Origin of the sequence: Pseudoxanthomonas sp. (genome assembly GCF_051953815.1) — a bacterium.
In the GTDB taxonomy this organism is placed as follows: Bacteria; Pseudomonadota; Gammaproteobacteria; order Xanthomonadales; family Xanthomonadaceae; genus Pseudoxanthomonas_A.
In genome coordinates this window covers 102,292-115,996 of sequence record NZ_JBQCIJ010000036.1, presented here as the reverse complement: position 1 = coordinate 115,996, position 13,705 = coordinate 102,292, and the positions used below count along the sequence as shown (strand labels likewise).

14 protein-coding genes are annotated in these 13,705 nt (G+C 65.5%); 3 read left to right on the top strand and 11 right to left on the bottom strand.

Annotated elements, in window-relative coordinates; translation table 11 throughout:
• Position 1: 1 nt before the first annotated feature.
• The gene (locus ACTHN1_RS09865; RefSeq protein WP_440470772.1) at positions 2-1,021 is read left to right on the top strand and encodes a glycosyltransferase family 2 protein; all 1,020 of its coding nucleotides are present in this window, start codon (positions 2-4) and stop codon (positions 1,019-1,021) included.
• A gap of 45 nt (positions 1,022-1,066) precedes the next feature.
• On the opposite strand, the gene ACTHN1_RS09860 is transcribed toward ACTHN1_RS09865, so the two are convergent.
• The 9 genes from ACTHN1_RS09860 to ACTHN1_RS09820 form a co-directional block, all read right to left on the bottom strand.
• Positions 1,067-1,489 carry a F0F1 ATP synthase subunit epsilon gene (locus ACTHN1_RS09860; RefSeq protein ID WP_183640762.1) on the bottom strand — a complete coding sequence of 141 codons (423 nt, stop codon included), beginning with the start codon at positions 1,487-1,489 and terminating at the stop codon, positions 1,067-1,069.
• A gap of 141 nt (positions 1,490-1,630) precedes the next feature.
• The gene (gene atpD / locus ACTHN1_RS09855) at positions 1,631-3,031 is read right to left on the bottom strand and encodes a F0F1 ATP synthase subunit beta (RefSeq protein ID WP_295377399.1); all 1,401 of its coding nucleotides are present in this window, start codon (positions 3,029-3,031) and stop codon (positions 1,631-1,633) included.
• A 39-nt stretch (positions 3,032-3,070) separates the two neighbouring features.
• Complete coding sequence (atpG, locus tag ACTHN1_RS09850) at positions 3,071-3,934, bottom strand: F0F1 ATP synthase subunit gamma (RefSeq protein ID WP_440470771.1); 864 nt, start codon at positions 3,932-3,934, stop codon at positions 3,071-3,073.
• A 95-nt stretch (positions 3,935-4,029) separates the two neighbouring features.
• A complete protein-coding gene (gene atpA, locus ACTHN1_RS09845) occupies positions 4,030-5,577 on the bottom strand; it encodes a F0F1 ATP synthase subunit alpha (RefSeq protein ID WP_440470770.1) in 1,548 nt (515 codons plus the stop codon).
• Positions 5,578-5,649: 72 nt separating this feature from the next.
• A complete protein-coding gene (locus tag ACTHN1_RS09840; protein ID WP_440470769.1) occupies positions 5,650-6,177 on the bottom strand; it encodes a F0F1 ATP synthase subunit delta in 528 nt (175 codons plus the stop codon).
• A gap of 15 nt (positions 6,178-6,192) precedes the next feature.
• The gene (locus tag ACTHN1_RS09835; protein ID WP_295377011.1) at positions 6,193-6,663 is read right to left on the bottom strand and encodes a F0F1 ATP synthase subunit B; all 471 of its coding nucleotides are present in this window, start codon (positions 6,661-6,663) and stop codon (positions 6,193-6,195) included.
• A gap of 109 nt (positions 6,664-6,772) precedes the next feature.
• Positions 6,773-7,075, bottom strand: a complete 303-nt coding sequence (gene atpE, locus ACTHN1_RS09830) for a F0F1 ATP synthase subunit C (RefSeq protein WP_141454326.1) — start codon at positions 7,073-7,075, stop codon at positions 6,773-6,775.
• Positions 7,076-7,138: 63 nt separating this feature from the next.
• Positions 7,139-7,936, bottom strand: a complete 798-nt coding sequence (gene atpB, locus ACTHN1_RS09825; protein ID WP_141454327.1) for a F0F1 ATP synthase subunit A — start codon at positions 7,934-7,936, stop codon at positions 7,139-7,141.
• A gap of 29 nt (positions 7,937-7,965) precedes the next feature.
• Positions 7,966-8,334: a hypothetical protein gene (locus tag ACTHN1_RS09820; protein WP_440470768.1), complete on the bottom strand. Its 369-nt coding sequence runs from the start codon at positions 8,332-8,334 to the stop codon at positions 7,966-7,968.
• 454 nt (positions 8,335-8,788) lie between these two features.
• Between ACTHN1_RS09820 and ACTHN1_RS09815 the strand changes: the two genes are divergently transcribed.
• Both ACTHN1_RS09815 and ACTHN1_RS09810 read left to right on the top strand, forming a co-directional pair.
• Entirely contained in the window at positions 8,789-9,592 is an 804-nt protein-coding gene (locus ACTHN1_RS09815) for a hypothetical protein (RefSeq protein ID WP_440470767.1), read from the top strand.
• A gap of 103 nt (positions 9,593-9,695) precedes the next feature.
• A complete protein-coding gene (locus ACTHN1_RS09810) occupies positions 9,696-9,902 on the top strand; it encodes a DUF2061 domain-containing protein (RefSeq protein WP_440470766.1) in 207 nt (68 codons plus the stop codon).
• A gap of 129 nt (positions 9,903-10,031) precedes the next feature.
• On the opposite strand, the gene lpdA is transcribed toward ACTHN1_RS09810, so the two are convergent.
• Positions 10,032-12,182, bottom strand: a complete 2,151-nt coding sequence (gene lpdA, locus ACTHN1_RS09805; RefSeq protein ID WP_440470765.1) for a dihydrolipoyl dehydrogenase — start codon at positions 12,180-12,182, stop codon at positions 10,032-10,034.
• Between the two features lie 15 nt (positions 12,183-12,197).
• Positions 12,198-13,631 carry a dihydrolipoyllysine-residue acetyltransferase gene (locus tag ACTHN1_RS09800; protein ID WP_440470764.1) on the bottom strand — a complete coding sequence of 478 codons (1,434 nt, stop codon included), beginning with the start codon at positions 13,629-13,631 and terminating at the stop codon, positions 12,198-12,200.
• Positions 13,632-13,705 lie beyond the last annotated feature (74 nt).

The following is a 13,705-nucleotide window of genomic DNA, read 5'->3' as shown; positions in this document are numbered from 1 at the left end:
CATGATTCCTGACCACCGCATCGCCGTCGTCATCCCGAGCTACCGTGTCCGCGCCCAGATCCTGCAGGTGATCGCGGGCATCGGTCCGGAGGTTGGCTGGATCTACGTGGTGGACGATGCCTGTCCGGAGCAGACTGGCGCCTGGGTACGCGAGCAATGCACGGATCCGAGGGTCGAAGTCATCACCCACGCGCACAACCAGGGCGTGGGTGGCGCGACGCTCACCGGCTATCGACATGCCCTCACCAGCGGCGCCGACGCGGTGATAAAACTGGATGGAGATGGCCAGATGGATCCACGACTGATCCGGCGCATCGCCGGTCCCCTGCTGGCCGGGCAGGCCGACTATGCGAAGGGCAACCGCTTCCACCGCATCGCCTTCACCCGGGGCATGCCGGGGCTGCGCCTCATCGGCAACGCCCTGCTGTCCTTCATGAGCAAGCTCTCCAGCGGCTATTGGCAGATCACCGATCCCACCAACGGCTTCACCGCGATCCGGCGCGAGCTGTTGGCGGAACTGGAACTGGATCGCATCGCCCGTCGTTATTTCTTCGAGTCGGATCTGCTCTACCACCTCAACCAGATCCGCGCCGTCGTGGTCGATGTGCCCATGCAGGCATGCTATGAAGGCGAGCCGAGCAGCCTGCGACCCCAGCGGATGGTAGGTCCGTTCCTGCGCGGGCACCTGCACAACACGATCCGCAGAATCGGCTACAGCTACTTGTTGCGCGGCTTCTCGGTCGCCAGCGTGGAGCTGGGGCTGGGGGCATTGCTGTTGCTGGCGGGTGGTGCCTTTGGCGTCTGGCAGTGGATCGCCTCCAGCGAGAGCGGCGTCCCCGCCACCGCCGGCACCGTGATGCTGGCGGCGCTGCCGATCATCGTCGGCGTGCAGATGCTGCTGTCGTGGCTGAATTTCGATGTCGCCGCCGAGCCCCGGCAGCCCATGCATGCGTTGCTCGGCGATCGCCAGTCGTTGCATGAGCACGAAGGCGCCGCTGCGGAAAAGAAAAACGCCGGCTAGGCCGGCGTTTTTCAGATGACGGACGGGAGTGTGCTCCCGCCGCGCTCAGTGCTTCAGGTTCTTGCGCAGGCGTTCCAGCGCGCTGAGCTGGGCGATGCTCATGGCCAGTTGGGCCTGGGCTTCCTCGGCGCTCATCTTCGGGTCCTTGTTGGCCAGGACGCGCTCGGCTTCTTCCTTGACCTTGCGGACCGAGGCTTCGTCGATGTCCTGGGCGCGGATCGCGGTGTCGGCCAGCACGGTGACGACCTGCGGCTGCACTTCCAGGATGCCGCCGGAAATGGCGAAATCCAGGTGCTCGCCGTTCGGCAGCGTCACCACCACCTTGCCCGGCTTCAGGCGGGTGATCAGCGGCGCGTGCTTGGGCGCGATGCCCAGTTCGCCGAGTTCGCCGGTGGCGACGACCAGGGTGGCTTCACCGTGGAAGATTTCCTGCTCGGCGCTGACGATGTCGCAACGGATGGTGCTCATGATTCCTCGCTGTCGCGAGGCGGGAACGGGGAATCGGGAATCGGGAATGGACAGCCATCAGCTCTCCCTTCTGCTTCTCGTTCCGCGCGCTACGCCTCTGCGATTCTCGATTCCCTATTCTCGATTCCCGGAAGAGGACGCTTACGCGCCCATCTTCTTGGCCTTCTCGACCGCTTCCTCGATGCTGCCGACCATGTAGAACGCCTGCTCCGGCAGGTGGTCGTACTCACCGTCGACGATCGCCTTGAAGCCGCGGATGGTGTCCTTCAGCGCGACGTACTTGCCCGGCGAACCGGTGAACACTTCGGCCACGTGGAACGGCTGGCTGAAGAAGCGCTCGATCTTGCGCGCGCGCGACACGGCCTGCTTGTCCTCTTCGGACAGTTCGTCCATGCCCAGGATCGCGATGATGTCCTTCAGTTCCTTGTACTTCTGCAAGGTGGCCTGGACGCGGCGGGCGGTGTCGTAGTGCTCGTGGCCGATCACGTTCGGGTCGAGCTGGCGGCTGGTGGAGTCCAGCGGGTCCACGGCCGGGTAGATACCCAGCGAGGCGATGTTGCGCGACAGCACGACGGTGGCGTCGAGGTGGGCGAAGGTGGTCGCCGGCGACGGGTCGGTCAGGTCGTCCGCGGGCACGTACACGGCCTGGATCGAGGTGATCGAACCGGTCTTGGTCGAGGTGATGCGTTCCTGCAGGACGCCCATTTCCTCGGCCAGGGTCGGCTGGTAACCCACCGCCGACGGCATGCGGCCCAGCAGTGCCGACACTTCGGTACCGGCCAGGGTGTAGCGGTAGATGTTGTCGACGAACAGCAGCACGTCCTTGCCCTTGCCCGAAGCGTCCTTCTCGTCGCGGAAGTACTCGGCCATGGTCAGGCCGGTCAGGGCGACGCGCAGGCGGTTGCCCGGCGGCTCGTTCATCTGGCCGTACACCATCGCCACCTTGTCGAGGACGTTGGAGTCCTTCATCTCGTGGTAGAAGTCGTTGCCCTCGCGGGTACGCTCGCCCACGCCGGCGAACACGGACAGACCGCTGTGCGCCTTGGCGATGTTGTTGATCAGCTCCATCATGTTGACGGTCTTGCCGACGCCGGCGCCGCCGAACAGGCCGACCTTGCCGCCCTTGGCGAACGGGCACATCAGGTCGATGACCTTGATGCCGGTTTCCAGCAGGTCGTTGGCCGAGGACTGGTCTTCGTACGACGGGGCCGCACGGTGGATTTCCCAGTGGTCGCTGGCCTGCACCGGGCCGGCTTCGTCGATGGGCGTGCCCAGCACGTCCATGATGCGGCCGAGGGTGCCGTTGCCCACCGGCACCGAGATGGCACGACCGGTGTTGACGGCGACCAGGTTGCGCTTCAGGCCGTCGGTGGAACCGAGGGCGATGGTGCGCACGACGCCGTCGCCGAGCTGCTGCTGGACTTCCAGCGTGATGGCGGTGTTTTCGACCTTCAGCGCGTCGTACACCTTCGGCACTTCACTGCGCGGGAATTCGACGTCAACCACCGCACCGATGATCTGAACGATCTTGCCCTGACTCATTGCTGCATTCCTCTAGATGAATTCTTGTGGCTACGCGCGTCAGACTGCCGCCGCGCCGCCGACGATTTCGGAAATTTCCTGGGTGATCGCCGCCTGGCGGGCCTTGTTGTAGACCAGGTTCAGGGTGCCGATCAGCTTGGTCGCGTTGTCGCTGGCGGCCTTCATGGCCACCATGCGCGCCGCGTGTTCGGACGCCAGGTTCTCCAGTACGGACTGGTACACCAGCGCCTCGATGTAGCGGGTGATCACGTGGTCCAGCACCGTCGCGGCGTCGGGTTCGTAGATGTAATCCCAGTCGTGGTGGGCCACCTGCGTTTCCGAGGCCGGCAGCGGCAGCAGCTGGTCGAACGAGGCGCGCTGGGTCATGGTGTTGACGAAACCGTTGTACACCACGAACACGCGATCCAGCCTGCCTTCGGTGTAGGCGTCCAGCATCACCTTGATCACGCCGATCAGCTGATCCAGCTTGGGGCTGTCGCCCAGATGGGAAACGCTGCCCACCAGGTTGACCTTGACGCGACGGAAGAACACCGAGGCCTTCTGGCCGATGGTGACCACGTCGACCTCGGCGCCCTTGTCCTGCCAGCCGCGCACTTCGCCCAGCATCTTGCGGAACAGGTTGTTGTTGAGGCCGCCGGCCAGGCCGCGATCGGACGAGATGACGATGTAGCCGACCCGCTTCACTTCCGGCCGCTCGACCATGAAGGGATGCTTGTAGTCGGTGTTGGCCTGGGCCAGATGGCCGATGACCTGCTTCATCGCACGCGCGTACGGGCGCGAGGTCTTCATGCGGTCCTGCGCCTTCCGGATCTTGGAAGCCGAGACCATCTCGAGCGCGCGCGTCACCTTGCGGGTGTTCTGCACGCTCTTGATCTTGGTTTTGATTTCGCGTCCGCCTGCCATCTTTCGCTCGCTTCGCTCGTGATTCGGGATTCGTGGTTCGGGATGGGGTCAACGCGACAGCGAATCCCCAACCCCGGACCTCCGCCCCCGTCGCCTTACCAGGTTCCGGTCTTCTTGAACTCGGAGATGCCCTTCTTGAAGGCGCCTTCGATGTCGTCGTTCCAGTTGCCGGTCTTGTTGATCGTCTCGATCAGCTCGCCCTGGGTGTTGGTGAAGTGCGCGTGCAGCGCTTCTTCGAACGCCAGGATCTTGCTGACCGGCACGTCATCGATGTAACCCTCGTTGACGGCGTAGATCGACAGGGCCTGCAGTGCGATGGGCATCGGCGCGTACTGCTTCTGCTTCATCAGTTCGGTGACGCGCTGGCCGCGCTCGAGCTGCTTGCGGGTGGCTTCGTCCAGGTCCGAGGCGAACTGGGCGAACGCCGCCAGCTCGCGGTACTGCGCCAGCGAGATGCGGATGCCGCCGGACAGCTTCTTGATGATCTTGGTCTGGGCGGCGCCACCGACGCGCGACACCGAGATGCCGGCGTTGACGGCGGGGCGGATACCGGCGTTGAACAGGTCGGTTTCCAGGAAGATCTGGCCGTCGGTGATCGAGATGACGTTGGTCGGCACGAACGCGGACACGTCGCCGGCCTGGGTCTCGATGATCGGCAGCGCGGTCAGCGAACCGGTCTTGCCCTTCACTTCGCCGTTGGTGAACTTCTCGACGTACTCCTCGGACACGCGCGCGGCGCGTTCCAGCAGGCGGCTGTGCAGGTAGAACACGTCACCCGGGTAGGCTTCGCGACCCGGCGGGCGCTTCAGCAGCAGCGAGATCTGACGGTAGGCCACGGCCTGCTTGGACAGATCGTCGTACACGATCAGGGCGTCTTCGCCGCGATCCAGGAAGTACTCGCCCATCGTGCAGCCGGAGTAGGCGCTGATGTACTGCATGGCGGCCGACTCGGAAGCGGTGGCGGCGACGACGATGGTGTGCGCCAGCGCGCCGTTCTCTTCCAGCTTGCGCACGACGTTGGCGACGGACGAGGCCTTCTGGCCGATCGCCACGTACACGCACTTAATGCCGGTGCCCTTCTGGTTGATGATGGCGTCGATGGCCATCGCGGTCTTGCCGGTCTGGCGGTCGCCGATGATCAGCTCGCGCTGGCCGCGGCCGATCGGGATCATGGCGTCGACCGACTTGTAACCGGTCTGCACCGGCTGGTCGACCGACTTGCGCCAGATCACGCCCGGGGCGACGCGCTCCACCGGCGCGGTCAGCTTGGCGTCGATCGGGCCCTTGCCGTCGATCGGCTCGCCCAGCGCGTTGACCACGCGGCCGAGCAGTTCGCGGCCGACCGGCACTTCCAGGATGCGGCCGGTGGTCTTGGCGACGTCGCCTTCGCGCAGGTGTTCGTAGTCGCCCAGCACCACGGCGCCCACGGAATCGCGTTCCAGGTTCAGCGCCAGCGCGAAGGTGTTGTTCGGCAGTTCGATCATTTCGCCCTGCATCACGTCCGCCAGGCCGAAGATGCGCACGATGCCGTCGGACACGCTGGTGACGGTGCCTTCATTGCGCGATTCCGCGGCCAGCTTGACCTTCTCGATGCGGTTCTTGATCAGATCGCTGATTTCAGAGGGGTTGAGCGTGGTAGCCATTTTGGTTTCCTGTAGGGTGGGCCTCGGCCCACCATCATGTTCGGTGGGCCGGAGCCCACCCTGCGTTTCTTGTCAGTGCGTGAGCGCCGTCTGCAGGCGCGACAGCTTGCCCTTGAGCGAGCCGTCGATGACCACGTCGCCCGCGTCGATCACCGCGCCGCCGATCAGCGATTCGTCGATGGCGGTTTCCACCACGACGTCGCGACCCAGGCGCTTCTTCAACGCGACCTTGATCGCGTCCAGCTCGCCGGCCGGCAACGCCACCGCCGAGGTGACCTTGGCGCGGACGACATGCTCGGCTTCGGCGCGCAGTTCCTCGAACAGCGCGGCGACTTCCGGCAGCTGGGGCAGGCGGCGAGCCTCCGCCAGCAGCGACAGGAAGCGGCCGAACGACTCGCTGGCGCCTTCCGGGGCCAGCAGCGCGACGGCCTGGGCCTGCGGCAGTTCCGGATTGGGCAGCAACGTGGCGACCCGCGGATCGGCGGCGACGCGCGCGGCAAAGCCGAGCGCGTCGGACCACGCGGCGAGGGCGCTTTCGTCACGCGCGGCGGCAAACGCAGCGCGGGCGTAAGGACGGGCGACGGTTAGGGCCTGGCTCATCGTTCAGCGGTCCCGTCAGATCTCTGCGGCCAGTTCATCGAGCAGCGCCTTGTGGGCGTTGGCATCGATTTCGCGGCGCAGCAGCTTCTCGGCACCGGTCACGGCCAGCGTGGACACCTGCTTGCGCAGGTCCTCGCGGGCGCGGGTCGCGGCGGCCTCGATCTCGGCTTCGGCCAGCGCCTTTTGGCGGTTGGCTTCGGCAATCGCCTCGTTCTTGGCGGCATCGACGATCTGGTTGGCACGGGCGTGCGCCTGATCGATGATTTCGTTCGCCTTGACGCGGGCTTCCTTCAGGGCCTCGTTGACCTTCTCTTCGGCCACCGCGAGTTCGCGCTGGCTGCGATCCGCGGCAGCCAGGCCTTCGGCGATCTTCTTTTGACGCTCTTCGATCGCGTTCAGCAGCGGCGGCCAGATCTTGGTCGCGATGATCCAGATCAAACCGGCAAACGCCAGCGCCTGGGCAAATAGGGTCAGACCGATGTTCATGGGTTTAGCTCTGCCAGTGGTGATGGGCGGGAAACACGCGGTCCCCCCACCCTTCTATCTTCGTTGCGGGCGTGCGGAAGTCCGGCGCCCGCCACTCAGAAACCGCTGATCAGCCGCCGGCCAGCTTGGCCAGCTGCTCGGTGAACGCGGTGGCCAGCGGGTTGGCGAAGGCGAACAGCAGGCCCACGGCGACGCTGATGATGAACGCGGCGTCGATCAGGCCGGCGGTGATGAACATGCGGACCTGCAGGACCGGGATCAGTTCCGGCTGGCGCGCGGCCGATTCCAGGAACTTGCCGGCCATGATGGCCAGGCCCAGACCCGCGCCCAGAGCGGCCAGGCCGATCATGATGCCGATGGCGAGGACGGTGGAGGCCTGAACTTGAGCGAGGGTGGTCAGAACGGTTTCCATGGTTTTCTCCGGAACTAAATTGCTAAAGGGTGGAATGTTTAAGTTGCAAAGGGTGAAGCGAAATCAGTGGCTGTCTTCCGACAGGCTCAGGTACACGATCGACAGCATCATGAAGATGAAGGCCTGCAGCGGAATGACCAGCAGGTGGAACAGCATCCAGCCGAGGCCGAAGGCGCCGCCCGCGAGCGCGCCGACGATGCCGGCGCCGCCGAGCACCCAGATCAGCAGGAACACGATCTCGCCGCCGAACATGTTGCCGAACAGTCGCATGGCCAGCGAGATCGGCTTGCTCAGCCACTCGACGATGTTGAGGATGAGGTTGAACGGCATCATCCACTTGCCGAACGGCGCGGTCAGGAACTCCTTGGTGAAGCCGATCGGGCCCTTGGAGCGCAGCGCGAAGAACAGCATCAGGAAGAACACGCTGATCGACATGCCCAGGGTGGCATTGACGTCGGCGGTCGGGACCGGCTTCCAGTAGTGGACGCCCATCAGTTCGAGGGGCTTGGCGATGAAGTCTGCCGGAATCATCTTCAGCAGGTTCATCAACAGGATCCAGAAGAACAGCGTGATCGCGATCGGCGTCACCAGCTTGCTGGTGCCGTGGTAGGTGTCGCGCGCCTGCTTGTCGACGAACTCAAGCATGATTTCGACGAAGGCCTGCCATTTGCCCGGGACGCCCGAGGTCGCCTTGCGGGTGGCCAGCCAGAACATGAAGACCATCAACAGGCCCATCAGCACCGAGGTGATGATGGTGTCCAGATGGATGGCCCAGAACCCGCCTTCCTGAACCTGGAACGTCAGGTTGTGGAGGTGGTGCTGGATGTAACCGGTGGGTGTCAGTGTTTCCTCGCCCGCCATGTGTCCTAGATCCTGCTAATAAGAATTCTTTATCGGAGCCTGGCCATCGCCAGCGCCTGTGCCGCCATCCCGGTCAGCGTGCCGGCTATCAGGGCCAGAGGCGGAAGCTTCCACACTCCGATGCCCAGCAGCAGCACCACAACAACCGTGACCCACTTGACCAACATCCCGGCGAGCAACCGCATCATCGCGGTCCCCGCGCCGGTCACCCCGGCGCCGAACGCAAGCCGGGCGGCGAACCATCCCCCCGCCACCATCGCCAGCCCCCCGACCGCGGCCGCCAGCGCCTGGGATTTCCCCCAGAGCAGGAAGGCCATCGCGACCAGCAGCACCGCACCCAGCTGGAAAGCCGTTGCGCGCAATGCCAGCCGCCGGCCCGCAGCGACGGAATTCAGCACGGTAGGTCCTACGGGGTTTCGTGGCGGTAACAAGGCCTGGGAGCGCCTCGCCGAGCCGCAAAAGTATAGCAGGGGCGCATTTTGCGGGACAACCGCCGAAGGTCGTAAAGTTCTGCCTATATGCGTCCGTGGATGGCCGGCGCCGCGGATTATGGCGGTAACCGTTTCCAGTCCCTGCCGCCGGGACTAGGCGATCCGCCCCCTGTTCATATTTTTATCGCAATTTTTGCGGAACTTTGACGAACCACCCCGGTCAGTCCTCCTTGCAAGGTCTGCGACCCAACTTCCTCGTCCGATGCTCCGAGCAGACCTTTAGAAGCCCCGAGGCTCCTGGCCCGGGGCTTCGCCCTTTCCGGCGTCCGCATTTTCACGCCGCGAGAACCACGGTTTCACTTCGCGTCCACCGGGGAACGCCGAGGGTGGAAAGCCTGTTCACCGTTCAGGAGACACGGGCATGAATCTTCGGGCTTCCCTTCCGCTGCTGCTGGTCGCCGGCGCGCTCGGCCTGCCCTCCGCGCAGGCACAGGAACCGGACCGCTTCACTCTCAGGCTGGGTGCGATGGACGTCGACGCCAGCGGCGTGCTCAGCGGTCGGACCCGCTTCCAGGGCCAGGATCTGCGGTTTTCGCAGGATTTCGATTTCGGCGGCAAGGAACTCGTGCCGCGCATCGACGGTGTATTCCGGCTGGGCCAGCGGCATCGTCTGATCTTCGACTACTTCCAATACGACAAGGACCGCCGGGCCACGCTGGGCCAGGATCTCTCGTATGACGACGTGACCATCCCCGCGGGCAGCTTCGCCAAGGGCAAGGCCAAGTTCCAGTTGGCGAGCCTGATGTACGACTACGCGGTGGTCGATACGGACAAATTCAATCTTGGCCTGCAGATTGGCGCCGAGTGGGCCAAGCTGGAGGGCCGCCTGTACGCGGAAGCCGGCGAGAACCGCTATGAAACCCGCAGCAGCGACGACGGCTACGCGCCGGTGGTGGGATTGCGGCTGACCGCCACGCCCAACGAGAAGTGGCTGTTCAACCTGCAGGGCCAGTACCTGGATGCGGGCTGGGGGGATTTCGGCGACTACGATGGCAGCATCACCCGCGCCAACGCGCTGGTCGAGTATCGCTTCACGCCGCATTTCGGGCTGTTCGCCGGCTATGACTGGTTCAAGCTGGACGTCGAGCGCGCCGGTAGCGACGGCTTGCTGGGGCTGGATCAGCGGTTCAAGGGACCGATTGCCGGGGTAACGCTGGCGTTCTGAATTCATAGGTAAGGCCTATGGAACGGCCAGGAATGAATCATTGGATTTCGGCGCGGCCGTCTCCATAATGAGAATCACTCTCATTCATGCCGTGAGGTCGCCCGTGACCAAGACCCTGTCCTTCGCCTCCCTGCACTTCACCGTGGCCTTCCTGCTGGGCTGGGCGTTCACCGGCAGTTGGCTGGTCGGCGGCGCGCTGGCGCTGGTGGAACCGGCCTGCAACACGGTCGTCTTCCATTTCCATGAAAAGGTCTGGAAGCGGATCGAGCGCCGCCGCGCGGAACGCGCGAACGCGGCGGTGCCGGCCTGACGGATCGACGCCCTGCCTTCGCTCGACGGCACTGATCAAGGCTGCGTCGGTGCCGCTGCCGCTGCCGGATGAGCCCCAAAAGAAAACCGCCCGGGACGGGCGGTTTTCTGGTTCCGCGAAGCGGCGCGCTTACTTCTTCTTCGGGATGTACAGATCGGTGATAGTGCCTTCGTAGACTTCGGCCGCCATCGCCACCGTCTCGCTCAACGTCGGGTGCGGATGGATGGTGCTGCCGATGTCGCCGGCTTCGGCCCCCATCTCGATCGCCAGTGCGATCTCGCTGATCAGATCGCCGGCGTGCACGCCGACGATGCCGCCGCCGATGATGCGGTGGGTTTCCTCATCGAAAATGAGCTTGGTGGAACCTTCGCCACGACCGATGCCGACCGCGCGCGCCGAGGCGACCCACGGGAACTTGCCGACGCCGATCTTCAGGCCTTTGGCCTTGGCTTCGGTCTCGGTGACGCCGACCCAGGCGATTTCCGGATCGGTGTAGGCCACCGACGGGATCACCCGCGCGACCCATTCCTTCTTCTCGCCCGCGGCCACTTCCGCCGCCAGCTTCCCTTCATGGGTGGCCTTGTGCGCCAGCATCGGCTGGCCGACCAGATCGCCGATGGCGAAGATGTGCGGCACGTTGGTGCGCATCTGCCGATCCACCGGGATGAAGCCGCGATCGGTGACGGTCACGCCGGCCTTGTCGGCGTCCAGCTTGCCGCCGTTGGGCGAGCGGCCCACCGCGACCAGCACGCGATCCCAGGTGCCGGATTCCAGCTCCGGCTTCTGGCCTTCGGTGGCGCTCTCGAACGAGACCGTGATGCCCTTCTTGGAAGCTTCGACCTTGGCCGCCTTGGTCTTCAGGTGCACGGCCACGCCCTGCTTCTTCAGGCGGTCGGCCAGCGGCTTGACCAGGTCCTTGTCGGCGCCGGGCATCAGCTGGTCCATGAACTCGACCACGGTGACTTCGCTGCCCAGCGCGCGGTACACCGTCGCCATTTCCAGGCCGATGATGCCGCCGCCGACCACCAGCAGCTTCTTCGGCACTTCCTGCAGCGCCAGCGCGTCGGTGGAATCCATCACCCGCGGATCGTCCCACGGGAAGTTGGGCAGCTTCACCGCCTGCGAACCGGCGGCGATGATGCAGTTCTCGAAGCGCAGCAGCTGGGTCTTGCCGTCGCTGCCGGTGATTTCCAGTTCGTGCGGCGACACGAACTTCGCCACGCCCTGCACCGTGCGCACCTTGCGCTGCCTGGCCATGCCGGCCAGGCCCTTGGTGAACTGGCCGACCACGCGGTTCTGCTTGAAGTCGCGCAGCTTGTCGAGGTCGATCTTCGGCTTGGCGAACTCGATGCCGATGTCGGCCGAGTGCGCGGTTTCATCGATCAGCGCGGCGGCGTGCAGCAATGCCTTGGACGGAATGCAGCCGACATTGAGGCAGACGCCGCCCAGCGATTCGTAGCGCTCCACCAGCACGGTGTCCAGGCCGACGTCGGCGGCGCGGAACGCGGCGGTGTAGCCGCCGGGACCGGAACCGATCACCACCATCCGGCATTCGATGTCAGCTTGCCTGCCGGTACCCAATGCGGGCTTGGGCGCGGCCGGTTCGGCCGGCGCGCGATGCGACGGCGTGACCGGCGGCTTGCTGGCCGGCGCGACGGTGGCGGCCGGCGCGGCGTCGCCGCTTTCCAGCACGGCCACCACGCTGCCTTCGGACAGGGTGTCACCCAGCTTGACCTTCAGTTCCTTCACCACGCCGGCGGCCGGCGAAGGCACTTCCATCGTGGCCTTGTCCGATTCCAGCGTGACCAGGCCCTGGTCCTTCTTCACCGTGTCGCCGACCGCGACCAGGATTTCGATCACCGGCACGTCGTTGTAGCCGCCGATGTCCGGCACCTTTGCTTCCAGGGTGCCGCCCGCCGCTGGTGCGGGAGCGGACGGCGCGGCAGGCGCCGGGGCCGCCGCAACCGGAGCGGCGGGCGCGGTCGCCTTGGCTGGCGCGGCCGGAGGGGCGGCGGGCGCGGACGGCGCCGCGGCGGCGCCCTCGACTTCCAGCACCGCCACCACGCTGCCTTCGGACAGGGCGTCGCCCAGCTTGACCTTCAGTTCCTTGATCACGCCGGCCGCCGAGGAAGGGACTTCCATCGTGGCCTTGTCCGATTCCAGCGTGACCAGGCCCTGGTCCTTCTTCACCGTGTCGCCGACGGCAACCAGGATTTCGATGACCGGCACATCGTCGTAACCGCCGATGTCGGGGACTTTGACTTCAATCGTGTTCGCCATGGTTTCAGTCCCCGCTTACAGCAGCACGCGACGCAGGTCGCCCATCAGTTGCGCCAGGTACGCGGTGAAGCGCGCGGCGGAGGCACCGTCGATGACGCGGTGGTCGTAGCTCAGCGAGAGCGGCAGCAGCATGCGCGGGGCGAACTGCTTGCCGTCCCACACCGGCTGGATCGAGGATTTGGACACGCCGAGGATGGCCACTTCCGGCGCGTTGACGATCGGGGTGAAGGCGGTGCCGCCGATGCCGCCGAGCGAGGAAATCGAGAAGCAGCCGCCGGACATGTCGGCCGGGCCGAGCTTGCCGTCGCGCGCCTTCTTGGCCAGTTCGCTGGTTTCGGCGGCCAGTTCGTTGACGCCCTTCTTGTCGACGTCGCGGATGACCGGCACCACCAGGCCGTTCGGCGTGTCGGCGGCGAAACCGATGTGGAAATACTTCTTGAGCGTGAGGTTCTCGCCGCTGGCGTCCAGCGAGGCGTTGAACTCCGGGAACTTCTTCAGCGCGGCGACGCTGGCCTTCATCAGGAACGCGAGCATGGTCAGCTTGATGCCGGCCTTCTCGTTTTCCTTGTTCAGCGCCACGCGCAGCGCTTCCAGATCGGTGATGTCGGCGTGATCGTGCTGGGTGACGTGCGGAATCATCGCCCAGTTGCGCGCCAGGTTGGCGCCGGAAATCTTCTTGATGCGCGACAGCGGCTGGACTTCGACTTCGCCGAACTTGCTGAAATCCACCTTCGGCCACGGCAGCAGGTTCAGGCCGCCACCACCGCCGGCGGCAGGCGCGGCGCCGGTCGCGGCGGGCGCGCCGCCGGACAGGGCGGCCTTGACGTAGCGCTGCACGTCTTCCTTGCTGATGCGCCCACCGCGTTCGCTGCCCTTGACCTGGTCCAGGTCGACGCCGAGCTCGCGCGCGAACAGGCGCACGGCCGGGCTGGCGTAGGCCACCTTGGACGGCAGCACGCGATCGGCGTTGAATTCCACCGGCGGGGTGCGCGGCGGCACCGCTTCCGGATCGATGCCGGGCTTGTCTTCGAGCGCGCGCGGCGCGGCCGGCGCGGCGGCTTCCTGGGCGATCTCGCGCTGGGTCAGCTTGTCCGGGGTGGCGGCCACGGCCACCGGCTCGACCCTGGCGCCGGTTTCGGCGGTCTTGACCGGTTCGGCCTTGGCCGGCTCGGCCTTCGGTGCGGCGGGGGCCGGCGCGGCGGCGCCTTCGGCCACCTCGATCAGCGCCACGACCGAGCCTTCGGCCAGTTCGTCGCCCAGCTTGACCTTCAGTTCCTTGATCACGCCGGCGAAGGCCGACGGCACTTCCATCGTCGCCTTGTCGGACTCCAGAGTGACCAGGCCTTGATCCTTGGCGACGGTATCGCCAACGGCGACCAGCACTTCAATGACGGGAACGTCACTGTAGCCACCGATGTCGGGAACACGCGCTTCCTTGATTTCGGCCATGAGGGAACTCCAGCGATCACTTGCCAATAGGGGAACCCCTATTGTGGCCATCCCCGCCCGGTGCGCCAACCTCT